Origin of the sequence: Pseudomonas sp. Z4-7 (genome assembly GCF_051131965.1) — a bacterium.
Lineage (GTDB): Bacteria > Pseudomonadota > Gammaproteobacteria > Pseudomonadales > Pseudomonadaceae > Aquipseudomonas.
In genome coordinates this window covers 2,129,202-2,155,283 of record NZ_CP071642.1, presented here as the reverse complement: position 1 = coordinate 2,155,283, position 26,082 = coordinate 2,129,202, and the positions used below count along the sequence as shown (strand labels likewise).

Sequence of the window (26,082 nt, the reverse complement as noted above, 5' to 3'; positions counted from 1 at the left end):
AAGCCATCTTCCCGATTAACCGCAAAGGCAACCATCGCCTGCGCGACATCACTGTCAGCGTTAGCGACGTCCGACCGGTGGTGACCTCAAGGGAATACGACATTGGTCGATAGCCTGAGAGTAGGCATGGGCGCTTTTCCCCCAAGAGTTCGCAACGCTCACCGCTACTGTTTCCGCCGTTTCCAACACCGATAAATACCTGCGGGAGAAGTCATGAATATCAAACAGAAGCTGACATGGGCGTTCGCGACCATTGCCTGCCTCCCGGTTATCCTGGTGGCGGTGCTCGTTGTATTGAACCTGCGCGATGCGGCACAAGCCAACTTCCTGGACAGCAGCGGCCGCGAGATCCGCCAGATCGACAACGGCATGAAGCAGTTCTTCGACGGCATCATGCAGAACGTCGAGTTCTTCGCCAAGGACCCGCGGATCGTCGCGGCCAAGGACCTGAAGAACTACTCGGGCGCTGACGCCGCGCAAATCCCGCTGACCGAGAACAACAAACAGCTGCTGGCGATTTTCGACCAGTTCGCCAAGAGCCATCCAACCACCGCCTACCTGTCCCTGGGCCTGGCGGACGGCGGCTATGCCAGTTGGCCGGATGATCCGAAGATTTCCAACTACGACCCGCGCGTACGCCCCTGGTACAAGGCGGCTATTGCAGCGCCTGGCACCACCGTGAAAACCGATGCTTATTACTGGGCACCGGACGACGTGTCGTTGATCGGCATCGTGCACACCGTCGCCGATGCCAGCGGCAAGCTGGTCGGCGTGGTCGGCCTCGATGTGTCGCTCAAACAGCTGACCGAACTGGTCAAGAACATCAAGCTGGGCGACAGCGGCTACCTGATGCTGGTGGAGGCCAGCGGCAACGTGCTGGTCGACCCGGCCGAGGCCAAGCACAACTTCAAGCCGCTGGCCGACCTCGGCCCCAATTACGCCGCGCTGGCCAAGAGCAGCGATGGCGCCACCCAGATCGAGATCGATGGCGTGCCCTACATGGCCAACATCGTCACCTCCAAAAGCCTGGGCTGGCGCTTCATCGGCCTGATCAAGCGCGACGAAGTGATGGCCGAGGCTTCGAGCCTGACCTGGTTGATCGCCGCTATCGCCGCCGCGCTGGCCGTGGTCTTCGCCATCGTCGGCGCCAGCTTCGCCAGCGTGATCGTGCGGCCGATTCGTGGCGTTGCCAATGGCCTGCAGGAAATCGCCGAAGGTGAAGGCGACCTCACCCGCAAACTGTCGGTGCAGGGCAAGGACGAAACGGCCACCCTGGCGGGTTGGTTCAACCAGTTCCTGGCCATGATCGCGCAACTGATGCAGCGCATCGGCAGCGCTTCTTCCGACCTGCAAACTGCCGCGGCCGATACCAGCAACGTGGCCCAGAACATGAACGATGCCGCCGGGCGCCAGCGCCAGGCCGTGGAGCTGGTGAGCACCGCGTTCAACGAAATGGTCGCCACCGCGAACGAGGTGGCCCGCTCCTGCAGCCAGGCCGCCGTCAGCGCGGACACCGGCTATCGCGATGTACATGACGGCCAGCACCACATCGGCGAAGCCACGGGCAGTGTGCTGAAGCTGAGTGAGGAATTGCAGCAGTCGACCCAGACCATGCAGGCGCTGGAGCAGGACAGCAAGAACATCAACACCATCCTCGACACCATCCGTTCGATCGCTGAACAGACCAACCTGCTGGCGCTCAATGCGGCCATCGAAGCGGCGCGCGCGGGCGATCAGGGCCGCGGCTTTGCCGTGGTGGCCGACGAGGTCCGCGCCCTGGCGCGGCGCACCGCCGATTCCACCGGCGAGATCGACAGTCTGCTCGGCAACCTCGCGCGGCGCACCCAGGAAGTGACGCAACAGATGCAGAACAGCCTGCAGGTGTCGCATACCAGCGTCGAGCGCATCCAGCAGGCTCGCGACAGCTTCGACAAGATCCGCACCTCGGTGGACTCGATCCGCGACCAGAACACCCAGATCGCCACCGCCGCGGAGCAACAACATCAAGTGGCCGAGGACATCAACCGGCACATCGCGCAGATCCATTCCGATGCGCAACTGGTCGAGGAATTCGCGCACACGGCGCAGACCGGTTCGGGGCGGCTGACCGATATTTCCGGGCAACTCAAGGGCTTGGTGGGACGCTTCAGGTTCTAAATCGGCTTTATGTCCCGCCGAAGATCCAATGTGGGAGCGAGCCTGCTCGCGAAGGCGGCCTGACAGTTGATAGATGTTTTGACTGTGCTGGCCTCTTCGCGAGCAAGCTCGCCCCCACAAGGGGTTCTGCGGTTACCTTAGTTTTATGTCTGCTGAAGTTCTGCGGTTACTTGAGTTTTGTGTCCGCTAAAGATCAAAAATGGGGGAGCGAGCCTGCTCGCGAAGGCGGTGTCACAGCCAATGAAAATGTTGACTGTGCTGGCCTCTTCGCGAGCAAGCTCGCTCCCACAAGGGGTTCTGCGGTTACCTTAGTTTTGTGTCTGCTGAAGTTCTGCGGTTACTTGGGTTTTGTGTCCGCTAAAGATCAAAAATGTGGGAGCGAGCTCGCTCGCGAAGGCGGTGTCACAGCCGCTGGGCATCTGCCCGGTGGCTACCCTTTCGCCTTGATCGCATACATCCCACCCGCAATCACCAGACATGCACCCACCACGGTCCAGGTGTCGGGCAGCTCACCGAATACCAGCAGGCCAATCAGCGTGGCGAACACCAGCAAGGTGTAGTTGAACGGTTGGAGCGTGGCTGCCGTTGCGTACTTGAGCGCCTGGAGCAACAACAGCTGGGCCACAACCCCGGTAGTGGAAAGCACCGCGATCAGGGCCCATTGCATCGGGCTTGGCGAAACCCAACCTGGAAGCCCCCACAAGGTGATGGCTATCGCGCCGAAGAACCCCATGTAAAGCAGGTTCGTAGCGAACGAATCATGTTGGCTGATCCGCCGGGTCAGCACGCTGAAAATCGCGAAGCCCAGGGCGGACAACAGCGGGATAAGCGCCGCCAGCTCGAAGACACCGGTGCCGGGGCGAAGGATAACCAGTGTCCCCGTAAAACCGATGGCGGCGGCTATCCATCGACGAACCCCGATGAACTCGCCCAGGAACGCTCCAGCCAAGGCCAGCGTCATCAGCGGGAAGACTGCATACAGCGCGTGCATTTCCGCCAGCCCAAGGTAGCGCAGCCCCAGTCCGAACAAGGCGATTTCACCCACGCCGATCAAGGCGCGAATGATCTGCAGGCAGGGGTGGCGGCTTCGACAGGCGGTGCGCAGGTTTCCCTGGAAGACGCCATAGCCGACAGCGAAAACCAGGAAGGCCCAATAGCGCACCATCACCAGCTGCGCAATCGGGAGGTCCTTGACCAGTACCTTGGTAATCCCGTCCTGGCTGGCGAACACCAGCATCGAGAGAAGGCACAGGATGATACCGAGCCGAGGCCTGGGCACATCGTAAGCAGGTGCCGCGCTGTCCGACTGGTTGCTCATGGATCATTCCATTTCGAGGGAGACGACATCATTCGCCCGGCACGCTCGTAAGCCCGCGCCCGATCCTCAGGCGAGATCAGATTCAAGCGCGATCAACGGTTCAAGGGCAACCTTGAGCGCGTCGAGTTTACCAGCGGCCAAACGCGCCAACGGCCGACGCGGGTTTCCCGCTCCGTAGCCGGTGATCTCGGCAGCGGCGTAGACCGACTGCACATAGTCACCCTGCCAGATCAACGACATCACCGGCTCTATCGACCGCCAGATCTCCCTGGCACTGATCCAGTCGTGCCTCATGGCGGCCTCTACCACGGCAACGCAAGCGCTTGGAGCCATGTTAGCGCCGCCCCAGATCAGACCTGCGGCCCCGGCGAAGAGCGCGTAGGGCACCAATGGATCGGCGCCATTCATCGTCGGCAGGCCCGTACGGATCAGCGCGGCTTGGGCGGCAAGGTCACCACTGCTGTCCTTGACCGACACGAAGTTCGGAATCTCTGATCGAACGCACTCATGACGGGGAATCAGCCCACCGACTTGAGCGGAATATGGGTTTGGAGCCGCTTAAGCATGGTTTCGCAGTACCAATCGTCAAACTGGCATACACCGTTTTCCGCGATGTCCGAAAAAGGTCCCGGCTCGTAACTCGGTGAGGTAATACCGGCCTGCGTACCTTCCACCAAACGACGATCCTGATCGTTGGTGGCAAGCCAGACCTTGGTCAGCCGATCGATCTCGTAGTCAACACCTTCAACGGCGGTACTGGGCACCAGCCATTTGGTCGTGACAAGCGTTTCGTCCGGTCCGATCGGGAGGACGCGGAAGCTCAACGCATGATCACCAAGGAAGTGATTCCAGGTAGATGGGTAGTTGAAATACAGCAAGGCGCCAATATCCGGCTCGCCGCTTTTATCCAGGCGTCCCGCCACAGCAGGTTTACCGTCCATTGTGTAACTCACGGCGCCTGCCGAAAGTGGGATGCGTGTCATACGAAACCGGCCATCGGGATCCATGACCAACTTGCTGGGCATCCCCGCGGTCTCGCAGCGATTCCAGTGTGCGCTCAGTTCGGGATCATCTTCGCCGCCCACCCCGGCCACCGAAAGGTTCTCGACAAAGGAGTTCATCAGTTCCGGATGGGTACCGTCGCAGTGAAAGCACTCGCGGTTATTTTCAAAGACAAGTTTCCAGTTACCCTTTTCGACAAGGTTGGACTCGAAAGCGACCTTGCAGTTATCCAGGAAATGCGGGGCTATAAATGGACTTACAGCATTTCTGAAACTGACGAATTCCGGCGCCTTGTCAGCGACACAAACATAAATATAGGTGTGAACAACTTCACAATGGACAGGCTTCAAATTGTATTGCGACCTGTCGAAGTCAGCGCCCATGTTACCGGCAAACAAAAGACTGCCATCCAGTTCGAAAGTCCACTTGTGATAAGGACAGACCAGTTTTGCGACTTTGCCCTGGGCGTGCTCGCAAACTTTGGAGCCACGGTGACGACAAGCGTTGTGAAAAGCCCGGACCTGACCACTTTTATCCCTGACGATCAGGACGGGATAGTCGCCGATCTGCAACGTCAGGTATTGCCCGGGTTTTTCAAGCTCAAAGGTATGCCCGGCAAAGATCCAGTCCTTGTGCCAGATCTGCTCGAGATCCTGCCGAAAAACCTCAGGTTCAATGTACAGTTCGCGAGGAAGCGCGTGGCGCGCCTTGCGCTTTTGAATCAGGTCGATCACGGATGTTCTGATATTCATTATTATCCTCTACACATCAACCTGACGGTTAATGGCAAGTACGCCCAGAGAGCAGTGTCATGGCCAACGGATCCTGCGCGAACGATTTTCAGCGCAGCCGCTGGATACACATGTATCAGCCATGTTTAGCCCGAAGGGTACGATAGCCAATCCGGTCGGCAAAACTACATTTTCGTTGTTCAACTGATAACTTGGCGTTATGACCGGGCGAATCCAGACACTACCTTGTTTGGATTTCGCTAACGGCCAAGAGGGACCTACGTCGGGAGAAACTTATACGGCCAATCTGGAAAATTTCGAGAGGATCCAGTCTCGCACTCTCCGACAGGCATCTTCATATTCAGTCCTTTCATTACAGGCAACATAATGAAGACTGTTTCGAAGCGTCACCTGCTGCTCGACGGGACGAACAAGCTGCCCTCTCTCGACCATGGCCCCGACCAGCTGGTTCCAGCCGAGTGCGACGCCCTGATGGGTCAAGACCATATTCATGATCAGGTTGTAGTCATTGGCATGAAAAATAGGCGGGCAGTCACCAGGACGCTCATCAATATCAACGTTCAGAAACGCCAGCCATACCCCCCAGTCAACATGCTCAGCCACCCCCGACCGGCCATAGGGACTCAGATTGAGTAGCGAAGAATCGCGCACGCCTTCAAGCGAAGTCAGTTCGGGGTGCGCCTCCAGGAACACGGGAGAGCAAACAGGATAAATAATGTCGTGGCACAACTGATAACTCTTGTACCCGTCCCCGACTTTGCGGATCTTCGAGATGATGATGTCCGGCTCTACGCCAGGCTCCATATTCACAAAGTTCTGGGTAGTGATCAGATTGAACTCGATATCCGGGTTCGTTGCACGAAACTCTGGAAGATGTTCCGACAGCCATAATGCGGAGAATGCTGGTGAGCAACAAACAGTCAGAATGTGCTTCTGCGTCGGCGTGGTACGAATCCTTTCAGCCGCCTGTGCGATATTAACGAAGGACAGTTGGGCCGCCTCAAAAAAGATCTTTCCCTCGGCGGTCAGCTCTACAGTCCGCCCGGCACGCATGAACAATTGAGCGCCCAAGGAGTCCTCAAGCTCTCGGATCTGCCGACTGATCGCTGCTTGCGATACACAAAGTGCCTCCGCCGCCCGAGTGAAGCTTTCGTATTTGGCGGCGGCGACAAACGCTCTGACAGCCCTGAGGGAAGGCATTCTAAGCAGTAATGTATCGGGGTCAACGTGTCTGCTGAGCATGGCAAGCCCTCGCACTCCTAGCATCCGCGAAAGCGCCGGAGCGTAACCCAATAGCCTGGCGCGGGCCATACAAAGCGTCGTGATTACGCCAAGGCGGTCGTTTCGACAGGCCTCGATAACGTTAGGTTATCCATAAAGCCCGGTAAATGTTGTTGGATTTAACACAAGGATACCCATAGATTGAAAAAAAGCCCGAGCCCAAGGGCAAACAATAAAAACAAGGTCAATGTCATGCGCCATTCAATCATTTATTCCTGCCCGCCTAAATTACCAACGCTCGAACTCAATTCGATTTCGTGCGCTTGTAGCGTTACACGCAAAGGAGGGACGCGATGACTAGTTCAGACGAAATCATTTCTGTTAAGAACGTTTTCAAGATATTCGGCGCACAACCCGACGCGGCGATGAAGATGCTTGCCGCCGGCGCCTGCAAAAAAGATGTGTTTGAGAAAACAGGCCAGGTTATTGGTGTTTTCGACGCCAGCTTCGCCGTCAAGCGTGGCGAAATCTTTGTGATCATGGGGCTCTCGGGTTCTGGCAAGTCGACGATGGTGCGTTTGTTCAACCGCCTTATCGAGCCCACTTCCGGCAGCATTTATCTGAACGGTCGGGAAATTACCGGGCTGGCTGATAAAGCCCTGCTTGATGTTCGCCGTAAAGAGATGGGCATGGTGTTCCAATCCTTTGCCCTGATGCCTCACATGAGTGTCCTGGAGAACACCGCCTTCGGCCTGGAAATTTCCGGCATCGCCGAAAAGGAACGGCATAGCCGCGCCCGGGAAGCCCTCAGCCAGGTCGGTCTTGCCGGACAGGAGCACAGTTATCCGCATCAACTTTCCGGCGGCATGCAGCAACGCGTAGGCCTGGCCCGTGCGCTGGCCAACGACCCGACCATCCTGCTGATGGACGAGGCCTTTTCCGCGCTGGACCCGCTTATCCGCAGCGAGATGCAGGGGGAGCTCATTCGCCTGCAAGCCGAACAGAAGCGGACCATCATTTTTATCTCCCACGACATCGAGGAAGCCGTTCGCATCGGCCACCGCATCGCGATCATGGAGGGCGGCCAGGTGGTGCAGATAGGCACGCCTCAAGAGCTGATCAGCCAACCCGCCAATGACTATGTACGCACCTTTTTCAAAGGGTTCGACAGTTCACGGATTCTCAAGGCGGGCGACGTGGCCAGGCTTGATCCGGAATGGGTTCGTAAAGTGAATGGTCAAGCACCGCAGTTCAAGGCCGGCCTTCCGTTTGGTTACCTGGTCGATGAACGAGGGCAACTGCTCGGGGTCGTCGACATCGATACCAGTGGCGCGGGTGGCAGCACACATCACACCCAGCACCAACACCAGCCGGTATTTACCGATACGCCCCTGCACGAAGTATTGGAAATTGCGGCCAACCTGCCGTATCCGGTCCCAGTACTGGACCGCTCGGGCGCGCTCACCGGGACCCTGTCAAAGAGCGAGTTGCTGCAAACGCTGAGCCGCCATTGATACAACCGTGAAGAGGTAAGCCCTGATGTCCGAGTTCAGTTTTCTCGACCCGTTCCAAGTCGCCACCATCCCGCTCGGCGATTGGGTGGAAAGCACCCTGAATTTTCTGGTGCACAACTTTCGCGATGTATTTCGCGCCATCCGCTGGCCAATTGACCAGGTACTTAACGGCGTTGAGTTCATTCTGCAGAGCATTCCACCGAGCATCGGCATCATCCTGTCTTCATTGCTCGGATGGCAACTCGCTGGTAAACGCATGGCGTTGCTGTGCTTTGTGACACTCACACTGCTGGGTTTGATCGGTGTCTGGTCCGAGTCGATGACGACCCTGGCGCTGGTACTGACCTCGGTGTTCTTTTGCGCGCTGCTGGGTATTCCACTGGGTATTCTCTGTGCCCGCAGCGACAACCTGGAAAAGGTCCTGCGGCCCATCCTCGATGCCATGCAGACACTGCCGGCGTTCGTTTACCTGGTGCCGGTCGTCATGCTGTTCGGCATCGGCAACGTGCCGGGCATCCTTGTGACGATTGTCTTCGCCCTCCCCCCTCTGGTGCGCCTGACGAACCTGGGCATCCGCCAGGTACCGGAGGACAAGATAGAAGCGGCCCGCGCGTTTGGTTGCACACCGCGGCAGATGCTCACCCGTGTCCAGCTGCCACTGGCGACGCCGACCATCATGGCGGGACTCAATCAGACCCTGATGCTCTCGCTGTCGATGGTGGTCATCGCCTCGATGATCTCGGTGGGCGGCCTTGGACAGATGGTCCTGCGCGGCATCGGTCGCCTGGACATGGGCCTGGCCACGGTCGGCGGGACGGGCCTGGTACTGCTCGCCATCTTCCTTGACCGCCTGACCCAAGCCATGGGCGCGCGCACCGGCGCCGACCCGAGCCTGCGCTGGTATCACACCGGTCCCGTAGGTCTGCTGCTACGCCTGTTCGGCGCAAGACAGCCTGCGGGGCGGAGCAAGACCGCCTGAATCCCACTTTCGATCTGCCGCACTTGAAGAAAAAACCCAAAAAAAGGTACGCGACAATGTCTGAATTCAAGCTCTCCCGCAGCATTCTCAATTGCGCTACAGCCCTCGCCATTGCGGCCATGTCCCTGTGCGCAAACGCCTCGACGAACCAACCGGGCGACGGTGTGAAGGTCACCCCCATCTTCCCTTCCATCGCCGAAGAGCGCTTCCGCGGCGAAGTGGCCATGGAAGGGTTGCGAGAGCTGGGTTACAAGGTGCAGGAGCCCAAGGAGACCGAATACGGCGTCATGATGATGGCCTTGGGTAACGGTGACGCGGACTTTACCGTGCACTTGTGGGACAAGTTGCACGATAAATTCTTCCAGCAGGCCGGGGGTGATAAAGCCATGGTCAAGGCGGGCGACATCATGCCCGGTGTACTTCAAGGTTATCTGATCGACAAAAAGACCGCTGAAGCGCACAACATCAAGTACATCACCGACTTGAAGAAACCGGAAATCGCCAAGCTGTTCGACACCAACGGCGACGGCAAGGCAGACATGACGGGCTGTAATCCTGGCTGGGGCTGCGAGCTGATCATTGCCCATCACATGAAGGCCTATGACCTGGAAAAAACGGTCACGGTCAACCAGGGCTCCTATTTCGCGCTGATGGCTGACACCATTACTCGTTATAAGGAAGGGCAGCCGATTCTCTACTTCACCTGGGTCCCACAGTGGATCGCCACCGTTCTGGTCGAAGACAGGGATGTGGTCTGGCTGGAAGTACCGAAAACCGACCTGCCTGATGGCAACAATAACGTTGACACGATGTACAAGGGCAAGAATCTCGGCTTTGCAGTGGATAAGGTCGAGGCCGTGTTGAATAAAGATTTCGCCGACAAAAATCCGGCAGCCTTGAAGTTCCTTTCGGTGATGCAGATTACTACCGCTGACGAAAGTGCCCAGAACTTGAAGATGCAACAGGGCGAGAAAAAGCCTGCGGATATTCGCCGTCACGCCAAGGAGTGGGTAGCCGCCCATCGGCAGCAGTTTGATACCTGGTTACAAACTGCTCGCGCCGCAGCGACACAAGCCAGCAATTGATACGAACAAGAGGCGGGGCGAATCGATGACTGCCCCCGCCTTTTAATGGCGCTCGGTTCTACGCAACATTTAGTTTATGAAATCCAATTGAAAGCTTCCGTTTCGATTACTGATAACGGAGGGTTATCTTTTTTCTTGATTTAATGTTGCTGGATATCAAGCATCATCAGAATAAATTTAATGCCTTACCCTATCGCTCATTGAAACTGCAACGTCTTGACCGTTACGCCCGTTAAATACTCAGTCGCCGTGAAATTGCCAAGCAAGCTTTCGCAAGACAGGCGTCGGATTGGTTGAATGAACAGGATCTTGAAATGTTGAAAGTCTCTTCGTTACCTGCCGATGATCAGTCTTGCGGGTGGTATCACTTGAGCAGGGGGCGCCAGGTCAAGCCAGCCCATCAAGGTCACGACAGCGCACGTTGGGTGATTGTCGGTGCCGGTTTTACAGGGCTCGCCGCCGCCCGGCAGCTCGCGACTCATTTCCCCGACGATCACATTGTGTTGATCGACGCTCAGGAAATCGGCTTTGGCACTTCCGGTCGCAATGCCGGATTCGCTATCGACTTGCCGCATGACATCGCCGCAGAAGATTACATCGGTGATATCGCCACTGCCAAAACAACCCTTAAACTTAATTTGAGCGGCCTGAGCTATTTAAAAGAGTTGGTTGAACGCCACAACATCAATTGCCAGATGAAGCATTGCGGCAAATATCAGGCGGCCGTTGAACCACGGGGCATCGCTGTGCTGGAAGCCTACCGTCGCGGACTCGATAAGCTCGATCAACCCTACCAGATGATCGAGGCTGGCGAACTACCCGAACATATCGGCACGCATTTCTACCGCAAGGCCTTATTTACGCCAGGGACTTCCTTGCTTCAGCCCTCGGCGCTGGTCAAAGGTCTGGCCGACAGCCTCCCCGGCAACGTGACACTCTACGAAAACACCGCGATCACGCATGTCGAGTACGGCACCAGGACGGTGCTCAAGCACGCCGGGGGCTCAATCACCGCCGACAAACTGATCCTGACCAATAATGCCTTTGGCATGAGTTTCGGCTTCCTGAAAGGGCGAATGCTACCGGTGTTCACCTATGCCAGCCTGACCCGTCCCATGACCGAGCAAGAGCAAGCTCGCCTGGGCGGCCGGCCTTATTGGGGGGTGATTCCTGCGGACCCATTCGGCACCACGGTACGTCGCACCCCGGACAACCGCCTGTTGATCCGTAACAGTTTCAGCTTCAACCCCGACGGGCGCAGCGATGCAAAATACTTGAGACGTTTTGTCGCCAGGCATCAAGCCTCTTTCGAGCAACGCTTTCCCATGTTGCCCGAGATGAACTTCGAATATACCTGGGGCGGTGCACTGGCTCTTTCGCGTAACCATATGGGTTATTTCGGCGAACTATCACCCCATGTCTATGGGGCACTTTGCTGCAACGGCCTGGGTGTTACCCGCGGGACGGCGACCGGAAAACTTCTGGCGGATTGGCTGGCCGGCGAACACTCCGAACTTATTGACTTCGTCTTGAAATCACCCGGCCCCTGCCCTAATCCACCCGCCCCGCTGGTTTCAGCGGGCGTCAATATAAGTTTGCGCTGGGGGCAATACCGCGCCGGTAAAGAAAGTTGACCCGCCCCGACACACTTGAAGAAGTTCAGGTCCGCTCGCTCGATTCTCGGCAAGCGGCCTCCCTTGATTGAACAGTGACATTAACTGGAGCGATATCAATGAAGTTTGAAGGCATTTACACACCGGCCGTTACGCCCCTGACCTCAGACGGCAGTATCGATAAGACAGCCTTCGCCGAAGTCCTGGAGTATCTGGTCGACGCCAAGGTACACGGCATCATTATTGGTGGCTCAACGGGCGAATATTATGCCCACACCGCCCAGGAGCGTTTCGACCTGGCTGCCCAGGCCAAGGACGTGCTGCGCGGTCGCCTGCCGCTGATCGTGGGGACCGGCGCCATCCGCACCGAAGACTCGGTCGCCTACGCCGAAGCGGCGAAGGCGATCAAGGCCGATGCGCTGCTGGTGGGCTCACCGCCCTATGCACTGCCAACGCAAAAGGAAATCGCGCTGCACGTCAAGGCAGTGGACCGCGCCGCCAATCTCCCCATCATGCTTTACAACTATCCAGGCCGCATGAGCGTGAGCATGGGCACGGAGTTCTTTGATGAGGTCCGTGATGTGAAAAACATCGTCGCCATCAAGGAAAGCTCCGGTGACATGGCGCAGATGCACCGTCTGGCCTGCAAGTACCCGCACATCGCTCTGTCTTGCGGCTGGGACGATCAAGCCCTGGAGTTTTTCGCCTGGGGCGCCCGCAGTTGGGTATGTGCCGGTTCCAACTTCATTCCCCGTGAACACGTCGCGCTGTACGAGGCCTGCGTGGTCGAGAAGAACTTCGACAAAGGTCGCCGAATCATGGCGGCGATGATGCCGCTGATGGATTTCCTGGAAGGTGGGAAATTTGTCCAGTCCATCAAGTACGGCTGTGAACTGAACGGCTTGAGCACCGGTGGCCTGCGTGCCCCCCTGCACGGCCTGGACCTTGATGAAAAGCAGGCGCTGCAAAGTGTCGTCACCGAGCTCAAGCGCAACATCGCGCAAATCACTGGAGGTGCATGAGATGGCTGATTTACTGACCAAGGAACAGTACGCGGCCATCGCCGCCAAGTTGCAGTTTCCTACCCAGGCTTTCATCAATGGCGAGTTCCGCGATGCACTCTCCGGAAGCACCTTCATCACGACGAACCCTGCCACGGGCGAACAGCTTGCAGAGGTAGCGGCTTGCGATACCCGTGACGTCGACGTTGCCGTGGCTGCCGCGAAGCAAGCGTTCGAGGATGGCCGCTGGCACAAGCTGTCGCCCGGCGCACGCAAGCAGGTGCTCCTGCGTTTCGCCCAGTTGCTGGAAGACAATGCCCATGAGCTCGCGGTGCTGGAAAGCCTGGACAGTGGCAAGCCGGTCAGCGAATGCCAGAATGTCGATGTGCCCGATACCATCCATACCTTGCGCTGGCATGCCGAGTTGATCGACAAGGTGTACGACAGTACCGCGCCGACCGGCCAAGGTGCCGTAACCATGGTGGTGCGCGAAGCGATCGGCGTGGTCGGCCTGGTCCTGCCTTGGAACTTCCCGCTGTTGATGCTGGCCTGGAAGATTGGTCCGTCCCTGGCCGCCGGCTGTTCCATCGTGGTCAAGCCCGCCAAGGAAACCACCCTGACCGCGCTGCGTGTCGCCGAGCTGGCTCATGAGGCTGGTATTCCGGCCGGTGTATTCAACATTACCCCTGGCGGTGGTCGCGAGGCTGGCGAGGCAATCGGCCGGCACATGGATGTGGCGATGGTCAGCTTCACCGGTTCTACCGACACAGGCCGGTTGTTCCTCAAGTATGCGTCCGAGTCGAACCTCAAGCGCGTGGTGCTGGAACTGGGGGGCAAGAACCCCGCCGTGGTGATGAATGACTGCGAAGACCTCGATCAGGTTGCCCAGTATGTGACCGCCGGCGCTTTCTGGAACATGGGCGAGAACTGCTCGGCGTCGTCGCGGCTGATCGTCCATGAAGACGTCAAGGATGAGTTGCTGCAACTGATCGGCAAGCACCTTCGTGATTGGAAAATGGGTGACCCGCTGGATCCGCAAAATCGCCTCGGGGCCATGATCAGCAAAACGCATTTCGAGAAGGTGCGTTCGTATCTGGAATATGCGGCCGAGCAGAAACTCAATGTGTTGCAAGGTGGCGAGACCGAGTCCGGTGTGTTCGTGCAGCCGACGATCATCGACGGCGTTGAACGTGACAGTCGCCTGTTCATCGAGGAGATCTTCGGCCCGGTCCTGAGCGTCACCCGCTTCAGCACGATCGACGAAGCCATTGCGCTGGCCAACGACACGGTCTACGGCCTGGCGGCATCTGCCTATACCGGTAGCCTGCGTAACGCCTTGCGGCTGTCGCGGGAAATTCGGGCGGGCGTGGTCACGGTCAACTGTTTCGGTGAAGGCGACGCCTCCACGCCGTTCGGCGGCTACAAGGAGTCCGGTTTTGGTGGTCGCGACAAATCCGTCTGGGCACATGATCAATACACCGAGCTGAAAACCATCTGGATCGATGCTTCGTAAGCTGGATGCTTTTAATAAGGGTCGCGATTTTGTAGCGACTGTACTGGCCTCATCGCGAGCAAGCTCGCTCCCACATTCCTCGGGCGTACACATGACCCTGTGGGAGCGAGCCTGCTCGCGAAGAGGCCGGCACAGCTGAATACCTCTAGCAGACTGAACACTGGACGCCATCATGCCTCCTTCACCTTTTTCGATTCCAGCCTCTGCCCGGCGCATCGACCCGGCGAGGCAGCGTGCAGTAGCACTGAAAAAAGACGGCTCCGTCGATGACAACAACCGCGTCGAGATAGGCCCTACGCCGCTGGCGTTTGCGGAATGGGAGCGGCTGGGCCTGGAGCCGCCCCATTTGCCCACCCTGCGCAAGTACCGATTACAACGGATTGTCGATCAGCTTGTCGCCCGTGACCTGGGTGGCATCCTGTTATTCGATCCGCTGAATATCCGCTACGCGACCGATGCCACCAACATGCAACTGTGGACGACTCATAACCCTGCACGGGCATGCTTCGTCGCCGCCAGTGGGCATGTGGTTTTGTGGGACTTCCATGGCTGTGATCACTTGTCCGCCCACTTGCCGCTGGTGACGGAGCTACGCAGCGGGGCATCTTTTTTCTTTTTCGAGACCGGTGAACACACTGATCGACACGCCAGGCATTTCGCCGCGCAAATCGACGATTTGCTGCGCCAACACGCCGGAGTCAACCGACGGCTTGCGGTCGATCGAATAGAAGTCGCCGGCGTACGTGCCCTGGATGCCCTGGCAATCGAGATTTGCAGCGGCCAGGAAGTGACCGAATTCGCGCGCATGATCAAGGGCCCGGATGAAATCAAGGCGATGCGCTGTGCGGTGGCTTCATGCGAAGCGTCAGTGGCCGAAATGCACCAGGCAATGCGCGCCGGCGCGACCGAAAACGATGTCTGGGCCGCGCTGCATTCCGGCAATATCCGCCGCGGTGGCGAATGGATCGAGACGCGCATCCTCAGTTCCGGTCCTCGCACCAACCCCTGGTTCCAGGAGTCCGGCCCACGCGTGTTGAACGACGGCGACCTGCTGTCATTCGACACGGATCTGATCGGCACCTACGGCATGTGCGTGGACATGTCCCGCAGCTGGATCTGCGGGGGGCTGGAGCCCACGCCCGAACAGAAACGCCTGTACCGGATCGCCCATGACCATATCATCCATAACACCGAGTTGATCAAGCCAGGCGTACGCTTCACCGAACTGACCGCCAAAGCGCACCGGTTGCCCGAGCCGTGCCGGGCTCAACGGTATGGCGTGCTTTATCACGGCGTCGGGCTGTGTGACGAGTACCCGAGCATTCGTTATCCAGAGGACCTGGAGTCCTACGGATACGAGGGCGAACTGCAGCCGGGCATGGCCCTGTGCGTCGAGGCGTATGTCGGTGAGGTGGGCGGACAGGATGGCATCAAGCTGGAGAACCAATTGCTGGTGACCGAGGCCGGTTATGAGTTACTCACCCACTACCCTTTCGATGACAGTTTCCTGCGGGATACGAAGCACCACTCATGAACGCGATGATCGAGTCCCAGAAAACATCGAGCGTGGGCTTCCTGTTGCTCGATAACTTCTCCCTGACCTGCTTCACTCAATGCCTGGACGTGCTTGTCACCGCCAATCTGATTCAGCCAGGGTCGATAAAAATCCATACTTTCAGTCGCAACGACTCTGAAGTGATCAGCGACCTGGCAATCCCCATCAGGCCAGACACACCGTTGACCGATATCAGGATCGCGGCGCTGGACTTGATGATTGTCTGCGGCGGCCTGCGCACGCCGAGGGTACTCCCCCACGGGCTGGTAACGCTGCTGACCAAACTGGCGAACCTGCCCATTGCGCTCGGCGGGTTATGGAACGGCGCTTGGTACCTGGGCAAGGCTGGGCTGCTGGACGGTTACCGATGTGCTATTCATGCCGAACAACGAATGGCCTTGTCGGAGTGTTCACCAAAGACCACGGTGACGCTGGATACAGTGGTGTTCGACAGGGACCGATTCACCGCGTCAAACCCTGCCGGCGCCTTTCAGATCATGATGAAATGGCTGTACGCGGCCCTCGACCCGAAAGTTGCGGACGCGGTGTTTGACCTGTTGGACCATGAGTCTCGGTTTCGTACCTCGGCCAAGGTCCTGGACCGCAAAGTCAGTGCGTGCCTGCGGGAAGTCATTGCATTGATGGAATGCAACCTTGAAGAACCTTTGAGCCTGGACTTGCTCGCTCAATGCGTTCAGCTGTCCAAGCGCCAGATCCAGCGCCTGTTTCGCAGGCAGATCAATATGTCTCCGCAACGCTACTATCTGGAACTACGGCTGACCGAGGCACGGCGCCTGCTACAGAACTCCAGGCTGAGCGTCACGGATGTCGCCATTGCCTGCGGGTTTGTCTCTACCCCTCACTTCAGCAAGTGCTATAGCACGCTCTTTGGCTTTCCTCCTTCGAAGGAAAGTCGCTACGAGATATAGCGCCTGCTGACGAGGAGGCAGGTCTGCCGATGCTAGGCCTCGATGGGCTGCTCATTAGAATCCGAGGATTGCAACAACGAAAACGGAGTATCTTTAAAGTTGTCAGACAGTAGCAGCGCTTACAGACTATTCATCCTTGAAAACAATAAGTCCGGTGCCCTGACGAAGGGCACCGGACGGCAACAAAACCATCATGGGACAGCGGTGATTACGGGGCTGGCGTAGCGGAAGCAGTCTGGCTGCCGAACATCGCTTCGAAGCGCGGTTTGTTCGCCGCGTAGTACTCGGCAACCACCTTGTCCGCAGTGCTTTCGCGGGCATCCGCCATCAACTTCTCAAGGTCCGCTTTCGGGATCTTGAAGTTGGCGAAGAAGCGCGCCACGTCCGGATGTTCGGCGCTGAAACCTTTGCGGGCAATCGCGTGGATCTGCTCGGCGCCACCGAATATCTGCTTTGGATCATCCAGGTAACGCAGCGGCCATTTGGCGAACATCCAGTGGGGGCTCCAGGCGTTGACCAACGACCACTTGTCCCGCTTGATGTTGCGATCCAGTTCACTCAGCATGCCGGACTCTGAAGACGCAACCATCTTGTAGCCGTCGAGCTTGTATTCCTTGATGGCTTTTTCCGTCAGCTTGTACTGACCATTGCCCACTTCCGAGGTGAGAATCTTGCCGCCGAGCTTCTCCCGCACTTCGGGTTTGTTGAGGTCTTCGACACTGGCAATTTCACTGGTAGGAATCGAGGTGGGCACCGCCATGCCGATCCGGCCTTCATACAGTACGCCGAGGTCTTCGAGCTTGTCCTTGTACTTGTCAAAGAAGGACTTGTGGGTGCTCGGCAGCCAGACCATCGGAATCAAATCGATATTGCCGTTGGCCAGTGCCTGGAACTGGATGCCGATGTCGGCCAGTACCAGCTTGACCGGTTGCTTGAGATGATCCTGCAACGCGGTATTCGCCAGCTTCACGGCGATTTCCGTATCCGACCAGTTCACCCAGCCGATACGAATGGGCGCGGGTTCCTCGGCTTGAGCGATCAGGCTGCCGCAGGCCAATGCAAGGCCGGCAAACCAGCCGATAAAAGTTTTACGGGGTAACGTCATCATGTGCATCTCCGCAGACTGTATTAATAGTTATTGGCAGGGCAGCAGAAGCATTCATTTCCCATCGTGACCGCGCACGGCCATGGGCAAGTTCTAATTATGAAATCACGGCTATTGAGTGTGGCTTGCCCTCCTCCGCCCGTTGGCGGGCTGATTCTTTCAAGGTTGTCGATAAACCCGTGGCGAGGGAGCTTGCTCCCGCTGGGTCGCGCAGCGGCCCCAGGTTTTGCGGCTGCTGCGCAGCCGAGCGGGAGCAAGCTCCCTCGCCACGGGATCGTCGTTTTACGTCTTGAATTCACAATGCCCTTTCGAGTGCCGGCAGCGCCTCGAACAAATCCGCCACCAACAGGTAATCCGCCACTTGGGCAATCGGTGCCTCGGCGTCCTGGTTGATCGCGACGATGACCTTTGAACCGCTCATGCCCGCCAGATGTTGAATGGCGCCACTGATGCCTGCGGCAATGTAAAGCTCCGGCGCGACGATCTTGCCCGTCTGCCCGACCTGCAAATCGTTGGGCGCGAACCCCGAATCAACAGCAGCGCGGGAGGCCCCCACGGCACCGCCTAGCTTGTCGGCCACCCGCTCGATCAGGGCGAAGTTCTCTTTGCTCTGCATCCCGCGGCCACCGGAAACGACGACGCGGGCGCTCGACAGGTCGGGCCGTTCGCTGGCCGTCAGTTGTTCGCTCACCAAACGCACGTTGCTGGCGCTTTGTCCGCCGTCCACTGCAACCACTTCGCAGGGTTTGTCATGGGATAACGCTTGGGCGAATGCCGAAGCGCGCACCGTGAGCAACTTGATCGGATCCAGCGACTGCACCGTGGCGATGGCATTGCCGGCATAAACAGGCCGCTGGAAAGTGTCCGCCGAGACGATGTGGGTAACGTCCGAAAGCATGCCCACATCCAGGCTCGCCGCGACCCGTGGCAGCAGATTGCGGCCCATGCTGCTGGCATCGGCAACGACGTGTGTATACCCCTCGGCCACCAGCGAAGTGATCAGCGGCTGGACGTTTTCAGCCAGGGCATTTTCGAACACCGCCGCTTGTGCGAGCAGCACCCGGTCCAGGCCCTGGGTCAAGGCTGCCTGTTGCGCCACGGCCGAGGCGTCCGTCCCGCCCATCACCAGCAAATCCGTTTCAGTACCCAACGCCGCGGCAGCACTCACGGCACTCCAGGTGCCTGCCGTCAGCTGTCCGGCGCTGTGCTCGGCAATCACCAATGTGCGCATCAAATCACCCCCGCAACGGTTTTCAGTTTATCCACCAACTCGGTCACCGAAGCGACCGTGATGCCTGCTTTGCGTACCGGTGGAGGGACGACACCCAGCAATCGCGAGTGTTGCTTCACGCTCGCGCCCAAGCTGTCGGCGGCAATGGTTTCCAAAGGCTTTTTCTTGGCTTTCATGATGTTCGGCAACGAGGCATAGCGCGGTTGATTCAGGCGCAGATCGCAGGTCACCACGGCCGGCGTCGAGAGCGCGACCACCTGGCTGCCCCCATCGACCTCACGCTCGACGAGCCATTGCCCATCGACATGATTGACTGCCGAGGCGTAAGTGGCCTGACCGCTGCCGATCAACTGCGCGACCATCTGCCCGACCTGGTTGTTTTCCTGGTCGATCGCCTGCTTGCCGAACAGGATTAGTTGTGGCTGTTCCTGATCGATTACTTTGCTCAGGTACTTGGCGACGTTGAGGGGCTCGAGAGTCGCGCTGGTCTCGACCAGAAGTGCGCGGTCCGCACCGAGTGCCAACGCCGTGCGCAGTTGTTCCTGGGCGGCCGAAGTGCCCACCGAGACCACCACCACTTCGGTTGCCAGGCCTTTTTCCTTGAGGCGAATCGCCTCTTCCACCGCGATCTCGCAGAACGGATTCAAGGCCATTTTCACGCCGTTGAGCTCAACGTCTGAACCGTCAGCCTTCACCCGGACTTTCACATTCGGATCGATGGCGCGCTTTATCGCAACGAGCACTTTCATGGTCTTTGCACAGCCCCCTTGCACTTGGATCGATGCGCGATGACCGGCGCGCAGACGCCGGACCACCCCTGTTTCGATTGGATGGTAATCCTGGTTTTTCCCCCGCGCAAGAAAAATGTACACCTGTGTCTCAATCGTTGACACACATGAACATTGCACATACCGTTATGTCAAAACCAAGCCTGATGTTCTGTTCCCGGAGCAACACCATGTCCAGCGATCCTCTGCTGCAGCCCTACAAGATCAAGCATCTGACCCTCAAGAATCGGATCATGACCACCTCCCACGAGCCCGCGTATCCCGTGGATGGCATGCCGAAGGATTTGTACCGCGCCTATCACGTCGAACGGGCGAAGGCCGGCGTTGCGTTGACCATGACCGCGGGCTCCGCTGCGGTTTCACGGGACAGCCCGCCGGTGTTCAACAACGTGTTGGCGTACAAGGACGAAGTGGTCAAATGGATGAAGGACCTGACCGACGAATGCCACGAACACGGCGCCGCGGTGATGATTCAACTGACCCACCTGGGGCGGCGCACGCGCTGGGACAAGGCTGATTGGCTGCCGGTCGTCTCGCCGTCCCATCGCCGCGAAGCGTCCCACCGGGCGTTCCCGAAAAAGATGGAAGACTGGGACATCGACCGGATCGTCAAGGATTACGTGGACGCCGCCGAACGCATGAAGGCCGCCGGTCTCGACGGTTTGGAACTGCAGGCCTACGGGCACCTCATGGATCAATTCTGGTCGCCACTGACCAACGATCTCGACGGCCCCTACGGTGGTTCGCTGGAAAACCGCATGCGCTTCACCTTCGATGTGTTGCGCGGCATCCGCCAGCGTTGCGGTGAGGACTTCCTGCTGGGGGTGCGCTACACCGGCGATGAAGACCTGCCCGGCGGCTTCGGCGCCAGCGATGGCCTGCAGATTTCCCACATGCTCAAGGACAGCGGGCTGGTGGATTTCCTCAACGTCGTACGCGGGCACATCGATACCGATGCCGGCCTCACCGACGTGATTCCGATCCAGGGCATGCGCAACTCGCCGCACCTGGATTTTGCTGGCGAGATCCGCTCCGCCACCGGTTTCCCGACCTTTCATGCAGCGAAGATCCCGGACGTCGCCACGGCGCGACACGCCATCGCCTCGGGCAAAGTGGACATGATCGGCATGACCCGCGCGCACATGACCGACCCGCATATCGTGCGCAAGATCATCGAAAAACGTGAAGAAGAGATCCGCCCCTGCGTTGGCGCCAACTACTGCCTGGACCGCATCTATCAGGGCGGCGCCGCGTATTGCATCCACAACGCCGCCACCGGGCGCGAAACGACCATGCCCCACGAAATCCCCAAGGCGCCGCTCAAGCGCAAGGTGGTGGTGATCGGCACCGGCCCGGCGGGCCTGGAGGCGGCACGGGTGGCCGGCGAGCGCGGCCATGCAGTCACCGTGTTCGAAGTGGCCGACCAGCCAGGCGGGCAGATCCGCTTGACCGCGCAGAGCGAGCGCCGCCGCGAGATGATCAGCATCATCGACTGGCGCATGGCGCAATGCGAACGCCTCGGCGTGAAGTTCCAGTTCAACACCTGGGCCGAGGCCGAGACGGTGATGGCCGAAGAACCGGACGTGGTGATCGTCGCCACGGGCGGTCTGCCCCACACCGAGGTGCTCAAGCAAGGTAATGAGCTGGTGGTGTCGACCTGGGACATCATTTCCGGCGATATCAAGCCCGGCCAGAACGTGCTGATCTTCGACGACGCCGGCGACCACGCGGCGCTACAGGCGGCCGAGATCATCGCCAGCAGCGGCGCGAAACTGGAAATCGTCACGCCCGACCGGTCGTTCGCACCGGAGGTGATGGCGATGAACCTGGTGCCTTACATGCGCAGCCTGCAAGACCTGAACGTCACCTTCACCGTCACCTATCGGGTCGATTCCGTGGAAAAACGCGACGGTCAACTGGTTGCGCACTTCGGCAGCGACTACGGCCAGGTGCACAAGCAGCGCGTGGTCGATCAGGTGGTGGTCAACCACGGCACCCTGCCCCTGGACGATTTGTACTTTGAGTTGCGGCCGTATTCGAGCAACAACGGCGCGGTCGAGCAGCACAACCTGATCGCCGGGAAAACCCAGAATATCGTGACCAACCCCGGAGGCCGTTTTCAGCTGTTCCGGATCGGCGACGCGGTGTCGGCGCGCAATACACATGCGGCCATCTACGATGCGCTGCGGTTGGTCAAGGACATCTGAAGCGCGACCGGAGAAGGACACTGCAATTGTGTCGATAATGAAGATCCAAATGTGGGAGCGAGCTTGCTCGCGATAGCGGTGGTTCAGTGACAAGGATGCTGGATGGCGGACGCTTTCGCGAGCAGGCTCGCTCCCACAGGGTTCTGTGTTGCACAGTAATCTTGTGATTGATAAAGATCCAAATGTGGGAGCGAGCCTGCTCGCGAAGACGGTGGTCCAGTGACAGGGATGGTGGATTGGCGGACGCTTTCGCGAGCAGGCTCGCTCCCACAGGTCTCCCACAGGTCTGATCAGTGAATCAGGCTTGCAGGCCCTGGCGGGCGACCGCGGCACCGGCTTGCAACGCCTTCCCCACCTGCTCCTCGAAATGTCCCTCGGTCAGCGCCTGCAGGGCGGCGGCGGTCACGCCGCGATAGGCGACCAGGGCGTCGATCATCTGCCGGGCGTCATGGCTGGCCAGTAACTGGCTGCTGTGGACCACGACATTCTTCGCCGCAAGCTGTGCAATCTCGGCGGGGATGCCGGCCTCCATCGCCTGATTGGCCAGGGCTGTCATGAGCAAGGCGGGAAAGGCCGGGCCAGTGCCGGAAAGCGCGGAAAGGTAATCAATGAAGTCTTCCTGCTCAACCTCGGCGGCAGTACCGACGCATCCGAACAAGCGCTGGACGAAGCTCTTCGTCGCCGCATCCACCACGCCGAAGCAATACCAAGGTGTAAACGACTGCCCGATCTCCACCGCCGCATTGGGCATCGCCCGCAGCACTCTCGAAGCCGAGGTCCGGGCGGCAATGGCCTGCGCGGTGATCCCGGCCATCAATGAAATGACTGTCTTGCCAGTAGCGTTGAGGCTCAGGCCGGCGAACTGCTCGGGGCGCACCGCGATGATGACCACGTCGCTGCGGTCCATCAGCGCCTGGTTGTCCGTGACGAGACAAACGCCTTGTTGCGCCAAAGGATGGACACCCGAGCGATTGGAAATAACCAGATTGCCCGCCGGCAACAGCGCCTGCGCCAACACAGCCTTGGCAATCGCCCCGCCCAGCCAGCCCGTTCCGCCAATGATGCCCAGCGTCGGCGCGTTCATTTCCCGGCCGTCTCTTCAAAGGTTTCTGTCAACGGCACAAAGATCCCCGGCTCCTTTTCGGCATAACCGAATTTGCCGTAGAAACGATCCAGCTCGCGCTGCTTGGGTACTTTGCCGGTGAAAATGCTCACGTAATGCGGGATGCGCTGGAAACGCACGGTGATCAGCTCGCTGGTGTTCATGGTGATGTAGCCGATCTGGGTCAGGTAGATCGTCCGGGCCCGTGCGTCGGCGCCCTGGCTGTCGTAACCAAAGCGCTTGAACATGCTCGCCAGGGCACCCATTCGCTGCTCGTCGACGATTGCAACTTCCTGCGCCACTTCAGCGGACTGGAGCGCCCAGCTGCGCACGGCGAATTCAAATTGCGAATCGAACAATTGAGGGTTGAGCCAGCATTCGAAGACATTCAGGATCGCCTCGGAAATGCTCTCGGCGTAGCTCTCGCTTTGCCGGATCAGGCCACCGGTGTTGGTCTCGCGCCAGCGCGACAGCAAGGCGGCGAGCAACTGCTCACGATCCTCGAAGAACCAATAGAAGCTGGTGCGTGACAAACCCAAACGCTTGGCCAGCGGCATGACCCTGACCGCATCGATGCCGGACTCCTTCAAGGCCTCGTAGGCCGCTTCCAGCCAGCCTTCGGGCGACCCTCGCCAGCCGGCGTCCTGGGCCTTGCCGCGCGCCTTCCCTACCTGGGGCATCTTGCATCCACCTTGTTGAACATACGTAACGCGAATGTACTCGGATGCCCGCCGAATGTACACCTGAGTACAGTTGCTCAACGCAGCGCGGCCTGTGCGCCCGAAGCCCGGCCAGATTGATGAAAAAAACTCATGGGCCACTGACTTTAAATGGTTTGTCAGCACCGCACGCCCGGATGAGTATCTGCTCCAGGCAAACCAGAACAAAAACGAGCCGCCTTATGTGGACTGCACAAGAAAAACTCCCGCTGGGTGAGTACATCGCCCGATACGTCGAATGGCTGACCCAACATGCCGCCGATGTCTTCGACGCCATTTCGCTGTCGCTTTCCGAGGTCATTGCGGTCTTTACCAGCGCCCTGCTCTGGTTCAACCCGCCGGCCTTGATCGGGCTGCTGGCCCTCTTCGCTTATTACATTCAACGCAAGGTGAGCCTGACGCTTTTCGTCGGCCTGTCGTTCCTGTTGATCTTCAACCTGGGCTACTGGCAGGAAACCATGGAAACCCTGGCCCAAGTGACATTCGCCACGCTGGTGTGCGTCATCATCGGCGTGCCGCTGGGCATCGTCCCTGGTTCTACGCAACCCTGCGACCGGTGCTCGACCTGATGCAAACCGTCCCCACTTTCGTCTACCTGATCCCGACCTTGACGCTGTTCGGCCTCGGCGTGGTTCCGGGATTGATCTCCACGGTGGTCTTCGCCATTGCCGCGCCAATCCGCCTGACCTACCTGGGCGTGCGCGATGTTCCTCAAGAACTGATGGACGCCGGCAAAGCCTTTGGCTGCTCGCGTCGCCAGCTGCTGGCACGCATCGAGCTGCCCCATGCCATGCCGAGCATCGCCGCCGGGATTACCCAATGCATCATGTTGTCGCTGTCGATGGTGGTCATCGCCGCGCTGGTCGGCGCGGATGGCCTGGGCAAGCCTGTCGTCAACGCCTTGAATACCGCCGATATCGCCATGGGTTTCGAAGCAGGCCTGGCGATCGTGTTGTTGGCGATCATCCTCGACCGCATCTGCAAGCAGCGCGAAACCGTGAAAAGAGGTGACGCATGAGCATCATTCGTTTTGAAGACGTCGACGTCATCTTCGCCAACCGCCCGAAGCCGGCGCTGGAGCTGCTCGACCAGGGATTTTCGCGCCCGGAGATTCTGCAGCGAACCGGCCTGATCGTCGGCGTGGAGAAGGCCAATCTCGACATCAATAAAGGTGAAATCTGCGTGCTGATGGGCCTGTCCGGCTCCGGCAAGTCGAGCCTGCTGCGCTGCATCAATGGCTTGAACACGGTGAGTCGCGGCAAGTTGTTCGTCGAGCACGAGGGCCGACAGATCGACATCGCCGCCTGCACCCCGGCCGAGCTGAAAATGATGCGCACCCGACGCATCGCCATGGTCTTTCAGAAATTCGCGCTGATGCCCTGGCTGACCGTGCGCGAGAACATCGGTTTCGGCCTCGAAATGCAAGGCCGCCCCGAGAAGGAGCGGCGCAAGCTGGTCGATGAAAAGCTTGAACTGGTGGGCTTGACCCAATGGCGCAACAAGAAGCCCGACGAGTTGTCCGGCGGCATGCAACAACGGGTCGGCCTGGCCCGTGCCCTGGCGATGGACGCCGATATCCTGCTCATGGACGAACCCTTCTCGGCCCTCGATCCGCTCATTCGCCAAGGGCTGCAGGACGAGCTGCTCGACCTGCAGCGCAAGTTGCACAAGACCATCGTCTTCGTCAGTCATGACCTGGACGAAGCCCTCAAGCTGGGAACACGGATCGCCATCATGAAAGACGGCAAGATCATCCAGTACAGCAAACCCGAGGAGATCGTGCTGAAGCCGGCAGACGACTACGTGCGCAATTTCGTCGCCCACACCAACCCACTGAATGTGCTCTGTGCGGGAAGCCTGATGACCCCATTGGACCAGTGCATATCCGCACAGGGCGAATATTGCCTGGATACGGTGCAGAACCTCTGGGTTGCGCTGAACGCATCGAAAGAATTGGCCAGCGTGCGCCGCGGCGCTGCGGCCCAACCGCTGCAACACTGGAACCGCAACGAGGCCACCGCGCCCTTGCGCCGCCTGGTCACCTCGGTGCCGGCGGATACCGGCATGCGCGAGGCGCTGCGTATCCGCTATGAAACAGGACATCCACTGATCGTGCTCGACAAAGACCAGACCGTCGTCGGTGTACTGGGCGATACGGAACTGTACCGCGCACTGCTCGGGCATGACCTGTCGCGCCCGGTTTTATCCGAGCCATTGTCAGAGCCTGCGGTGGCCTGAACAGACGAAACCCGTTTTCCCTGCAGCACTGCTTGTCCGCCAACCACCGATCA

Annotated in this window: 20 protein-coding genes and 2 pseudogenes; 13 read left to right on the top strand and 9 right to left on the bottom strand. The window is 59.0% G+C overall.

Annotated features, from left to right (window positions below; translation table 11 throughout):
* Positions 1 to 213: 213 nt before the first annotated feature.
* Together J3P91_RS09740 and J3P91_RS09735 are read left to right on the top strand one after the other, a co-directional pair.
* Positions 214 to 1,248: pseudogene (locus J3P91_RS09740) on the top strand (cache domain-containing protein); the annotation flags it as partial.
* A 54-nt stretch (positions 1,249 to 1,302) separates the two neighbouring features.
* Positions 1,303 to 2,157: a methyl-accepting chemotaxis protein gene (locus J3P91_RS09735; protein WP_434605050.1), complete on the top strand. Its 855-nt coding sequence runs from the start codon at positions 1,303 to 1,305 to the stop codon at positions 2,155 to 2,157.
* Between the two features lie 430 nt (positions 2,158 to 2,587).
* On the opposite strand, the gene J3P91_RS09730 is transcribed toward J3P91_RS09735, so the two are convergent.
* The 4 genes from J3P91_RS09730 to J3P91_RS09715 form a co-directional block, all read right to left on the bottom strand.
* Positions 2,588 to 3,475, bottom strand: coding sequence for a DMT family transporter (locus J3P91_RS09730; RefSeq protein ID WP_434603676.1), 888 nt, complete (start codon positions 3,473 to 3,475; stop codon positions 2,588 to 2,590).
* Between the two features lie 66 nt (positions 3,476 to 3,541).
* Complete coding sequence (locus J3P91_RS09725; protein WP_434603674.1) at positions 3,542 to 3,952, bottom strand: dihydrodipicolinate synthase family protein; 411 nt, start codon at positions 3,950 to 3,952, stop codon at positions 3,542 to 3,544.
* 41 nt (positions 3,953 to 3,993) lie between these two features.
* Positions 3,994 to 5,229, bottom strand: a complete 1,236-nt coding sequence (locus tag J3P91_RS09720; protein ID WP_434603672.1) for an aromatic ring-hydroxylating oxygenase subunit alpha — start codon at positions 5,227 to 5,229, stop codon at positions 3,994 to 3,996.
* A 273-nt stretch (positions 5,230 to 5,502) separates the two neighbouring features.
* On the bottom strand, positions 5,503 to 6,471 hold the full coding sequence (locus tag J3P91_RS09715) for a LysR family transcriptional regulator (RefSeq protein WP_434605048.1): 969 nt from the start codon (positions 6,469 to 6,471) through the stop codon (positions 5,503 to 5,505).
* Positions 6,472 to 6,803: 332 nt separating this feature from the next.
* Between J3P91_RS09715 and J3P91_RS09710 the strand changes: the two genes are divergently transcribed.
* The 8 genes from J3P91_RS09710 to J3P91_RS09675 all read left to right on the top strand — a co-directional run bounded on the left by J3P91_RS09710 (position 6,804) and on the right by J3P91_RS09675 (position 16,639).
* Positions 6,804 to 7,964, top strand: a complete 1,161-nt coding sequence (locus J3P91_RS09710) for a quaternary amine ABC transporter ATP-binding protein (RefSeq protein WP_434603670.1) — start codon at positions 6,804 to 6,806, stop codon at positions 7,962 to 7,964.
* A gap of 25 nt (positions 7,965 to 7,989) precedes the next feature.
* Positions 7,990 to 8,943 (top strand): glycine betaine/L-proline ABC transporter permease ProW, encoded by a 954-nt coding sequence (gene proW / locus J3P91_RS09705; protein ID WP_434569048.1) that lies wholly within the window; start codon positions 7,990 to 7,992, stop codon positions 8,941 to 8,943.
* A gap of 56 nt (positions 8,944 to 8,999) precedes the next feature.
* A complete protein-coding gene (gene proX, locus J3P91_RS09700; RefSeq protein ID WP_434605047.1) occupies positions 9,000 to 10,028 on the top strand; it encodes a glycine betaine/L-proline ABC transporter substrate-binding protein ProX in 1,029 nt (342 codons plus the stop codon).
* 314 nt (positions 10,029 to 10,342) lie between these two features.
* Complete coding sequence (locus tag J3P91_RS09695; protein ID WP_434574245.1) at positions 10,343 to 11,662, top strand: NAD(P)/FAD-dependent oxidoreductase; 1,320 nt, start codon at positions 10,343 to 10,345, stop codon at positions 11,660 to 11,662.
* Positions 11,663 to 11,760: 98 nt separating this feature from the next.
* Positions 11,761 to 12,663 (top strand): dihydrodipicolinate synthase family protein, encoded by a 903-nt coding sequence (locus J3P91_RS09690; protein WP_413795124.1) that lies wholly within the window; start codon positions 11,761 to 11,763, stop codon positions 12,661 to 12,663.
* Between the two features lies 1 nt (position 12,664).
* Positions 12,665 to 14,155 carry an aldehyde dehydrogenase gene (locus J3P91_RS09685; protein WP_434603667.1) on the top strand — a complete coding sequence of 497 codons (1,491 nt, stop codon included), beginning with the start codon at positions 12,665 to 12,667 and terminating at the stop codon, positions 14,153 to 14,155.
* A 172-nt stretch (positions 14,156 to 14,327) separates the two neighbouring features.
* The gene (gene dddP / locus J3P91_RS09680) at positions 14,328 to 15,689 is read left to right on the top strand and encodes a dimethylsulfonioproprionate lyase DddP (protein ID WP_434603665.1); all 1,362 of its coding nucleotides are present in this window, start codon (positions 14,328 to 14,330) and stop codon (positions 15,687 to 15,689) included.
* Positions 15,686 to 16,639: a GlxA family transcriptional regulator gene (locus tag J3P91_RS09675; protein WP_434603663.1), complete on the top strand. Its 954-nt coding sequence runs from the start codon at positions 15,686 to 15,688 to the stop codon at positions 16,637 to 16,639. Before dddP ends, J3P91_RS09675 begins: the two co-directional genes overlap by 4 nt.
* A gap of 208 nt (positions 16,640 to 16,847) precedes the next feature.
* On the opposite strand, the gene J3P91_RS09670 is transcribed toward J3P91_RS09675, so the two are convergent.
* The 3 genes from J3P91_RS09670 to J3P91_RS09660 form a co-directional block, all read right to left on the bottom strand.
* A complete protein-coding gene (locus tag J3P91_RS09670) occupies positions 16,848 to 17,747 on the bottom strand; it encodes a glycine betaine ABC transporter substrate-binding protein (RefSeq protein WP_434603661.1) in 900 nt (299 codons plus the stop codon).
* A gap of 292 nt (positions 17,748 to 18,039) precedes the next feature.
* Complete coding sequence (locus tag J3P91_RS09665; protein WP_434603659.1) at positions 18,040 to 18,975, bottom strand: electron transfer flavoprotein subunit alpha/FixB family protein; 936 nt, start codon at positions 18,973 to 18,975, stop codon at positions 18,040 to 18,042.
* The gene (locus J3P91_RS09660) at positions 18,975 to 19,724 is read right to left on the bottom strand and encodes an electron transfer flavoprotein subunit beta/FixA family protein (protein WP_434603657.1); all 750 of its coding nucleotides are present in this window, start codon (positions 19,722 to 19,724) and stop codon (positions 18,975 to 18,977) included. The genes J3P91_RS09665 and J3P91_RS09660 overlap by 1 nt, the downstream gene beginning before the upstream one ends.
* A gap of 209 nt (positions 19,725 to 19,933) precedes the next feature.
* On the opposite strand from J3P91_RS09660, the gene J3P91_RS09655 reads away from it, so the two are divergent.
* On the top strand, positions 19,934 to 21,970 hold the full coding sequence (locus tag J3P91_RS09655) for an FAD-dependent oxidoreductase (protein ID WP_434603655.1): 2,037 nt from the start codon (positions 19,934 to 19,936) through the stop codon (positions 21,968 to 21,970).
* A 298-nt stretch (positions 21,971 to 22,268) separates the two neighbouring features.
* On the opposite strand, the gene J3P91_RS09650 is transcribed toward J3P91_RS09655, so the two are convergent.
* On the bottom strand, positions 22,269 to 23,054 hold the full coding sequence (locus J3P91_RS09650) for a pyrroline-5-carboxylate reductase family protein (RefSeq protein WP_434603653.1): 786 nt from the start codon (positions 23,052 to 23,054) through the stop codon (positions 22,269 to 22,271).
* The gene (locus tag J3P91_RS09645) at positions 23,051 to 23,752 is read right to left on the bottom strand and encodes a TetR/AcrR family transcriptional regulator (RefSeq protein ID WP_305495603.1); all 702 of its coding nucleotides are present in this window, start codon (positions 23,750 to 23,752) and stop codon (positions 23,051 to 23,053) included. Before J3P91_RS09645 ends, J3P91_RS09650 begins: the two co-directional genes overlap by 4 nt.
* Before the next feature lie 221 nt (positions 23,753 to 23,973).
* Here J3P91_RS09645 and choW point away from each other — a divergent pair.
* Positions 23,974 to 24,809: pseudogene (gene choW / locus J3P91_RS09640) on the top strand (choline ABC transporter permease subunit).
* Positions 24,806 to 26,029 (top strand): choline ABC transporter ATP-binding protein, encoded by a 1,224-nt coding sequence (choV, locus tag J3P91_RS09635; RefSeq protein WP_434603651.1) that lies wholly within the window; start codon positions 24,806 to 24,808, stop codon positions 26,027 to 26,029. Before choW ends, choV begins: the two are co-directional and overlap by 4 nt.
* The last annotated feature ends 53 nt before the right edge of the window (positions 26,030 to 26,082 follow it).

Bases quoted from the DNA above. Each gene is read 5' to 3' on its own strand.
- J3P91_RS09735 (WP_434605050.1), top strand. From the start codon at position 1,303: ATGATCGCGCAACTGATGCAGCGCATCGGCAGCGCTTCTTCCGACCTG.
- J3P91_RS09730 (WP_434603676.1), bottom strand. From the start codon at position 3,475: ATGAGCAACCAGTCGGACAGCGCGGCACCTGCTTACGATGTGCCCAGG.
- J3P91_RS09720 (WP_434603672.1), bottom strand. From the start codon at position 5,229: ATGAATATCAGAACATCCGTGATCGACCTGATTCAAAAGCGCAAGGCG.
- J3P91_RS09715 (WP_434605048.1), bottom strand. From the start codon at position 6,471: ATGCTCAGCAGACACGTTGACCCCGATACATTACTGCTTAGAATGCCT.
- J3P91_RS09710 (WP_434603670.1), top strand. From the start codon at position 6,804: ATGACTAGTTCAGACGAAATCATTTCTGTTAAGAACGTTTTCAAGATA.
- proW (WP_434569048.1), top strand. From the start codon at position 7,990: ATGTCCGAGTTCAGTTTTCTCGACCCGTTCCAAGTCGCCACCATCCCG.
- proX (WP_434605047.1), top strand. From the start codon at position 9,000: ATGTCTGAATTCAAGCTCTCCCGCAGCATTCTCAATTGCGCTACAGCC.
- J3P91_RS09695 (WP_434574245.1), top strand. From the start codon at position 10,343: ATGTTGAAAGTCTCTTCGTTACCTGCCGATGATCAGTCTTGCGGGTGG.
- J3P91_RS09690 (WP_413795124.1), top strand. From the start codon at position 11,761: ATGAAGTTTGAAGGCATTTACACACCGGCCGTTACGCCCCTGACCTCA.
- J3P91_RS09685 (WP_434603667.1), top strand. From the start codon at position 12,665: ATGGCTGATTTACTGACCAAGGAACAGTACGCGGCCATCGCCGCCAAG.
- dddP (WP_434603665.1), top strand. From the start codon at position 14,328: ATGCCTCCTTCACCTTTTTCGATTCCAGCCTCTGCCCGGCGCATCGAC.
- J3P91_RS09675 (WP_434603663.1), top strand. From the start codon at position 15,686: ATGAACGCGATGATCGAGTCCCAGAAAACATCGAGCGTGGGCTTCCTG.
- J3P91_RS09670 (WP_434603661.1), bottom strand. From the start codon at position 17,747: ATGATGACGTTACCCCGTAAAACTTTTATCGGCTGGTTTGCCGGCCTT.
- J3P91_RS09665 (WP_434603659.1), bottom strand. From the start codon at position 18,975: ATGCGCACATTGGTGATTGCCGAGCACAGCGCCGGACAGCTGACGGCA.
- J3P91_RS09660 (WP_434603657.1), bottom strand. From the start codon at position 19,724: ATGAAAGTGCTCGTTGCGATAAAGCGCGCCATCGATCCGAATGTGAAA.
- J3P91_RS09655 (WP_434603655.1), top strand. From the start codon at position 19,934: ATGTCCAGCGATCCTCTGCTGCAGCCCTACAAGATCAAGCATCTGACC.
- J3P91_RS09650 (WP_434603653.1), bottom strand. From the start codon at position 23,054: ATGAACGCGCCGACGCTGGGCATCATTGGCGGAACGGGCTGGCTGGGC.
- J3P91_RS09645 (WP_305495603.1), bottom strand. From the start codon at position 23,752: ATGCCCCAGGTAGGGAAGGCGCGCGGCAAGGCCCAGGACGCCGGCTGG.
- choV (WP_434603651.1), top strand. From the start codon at position 24,806: ATGAGCATCATTCGTTTTGAAGACGTCGACGTCATCTTCGCCAACCGC.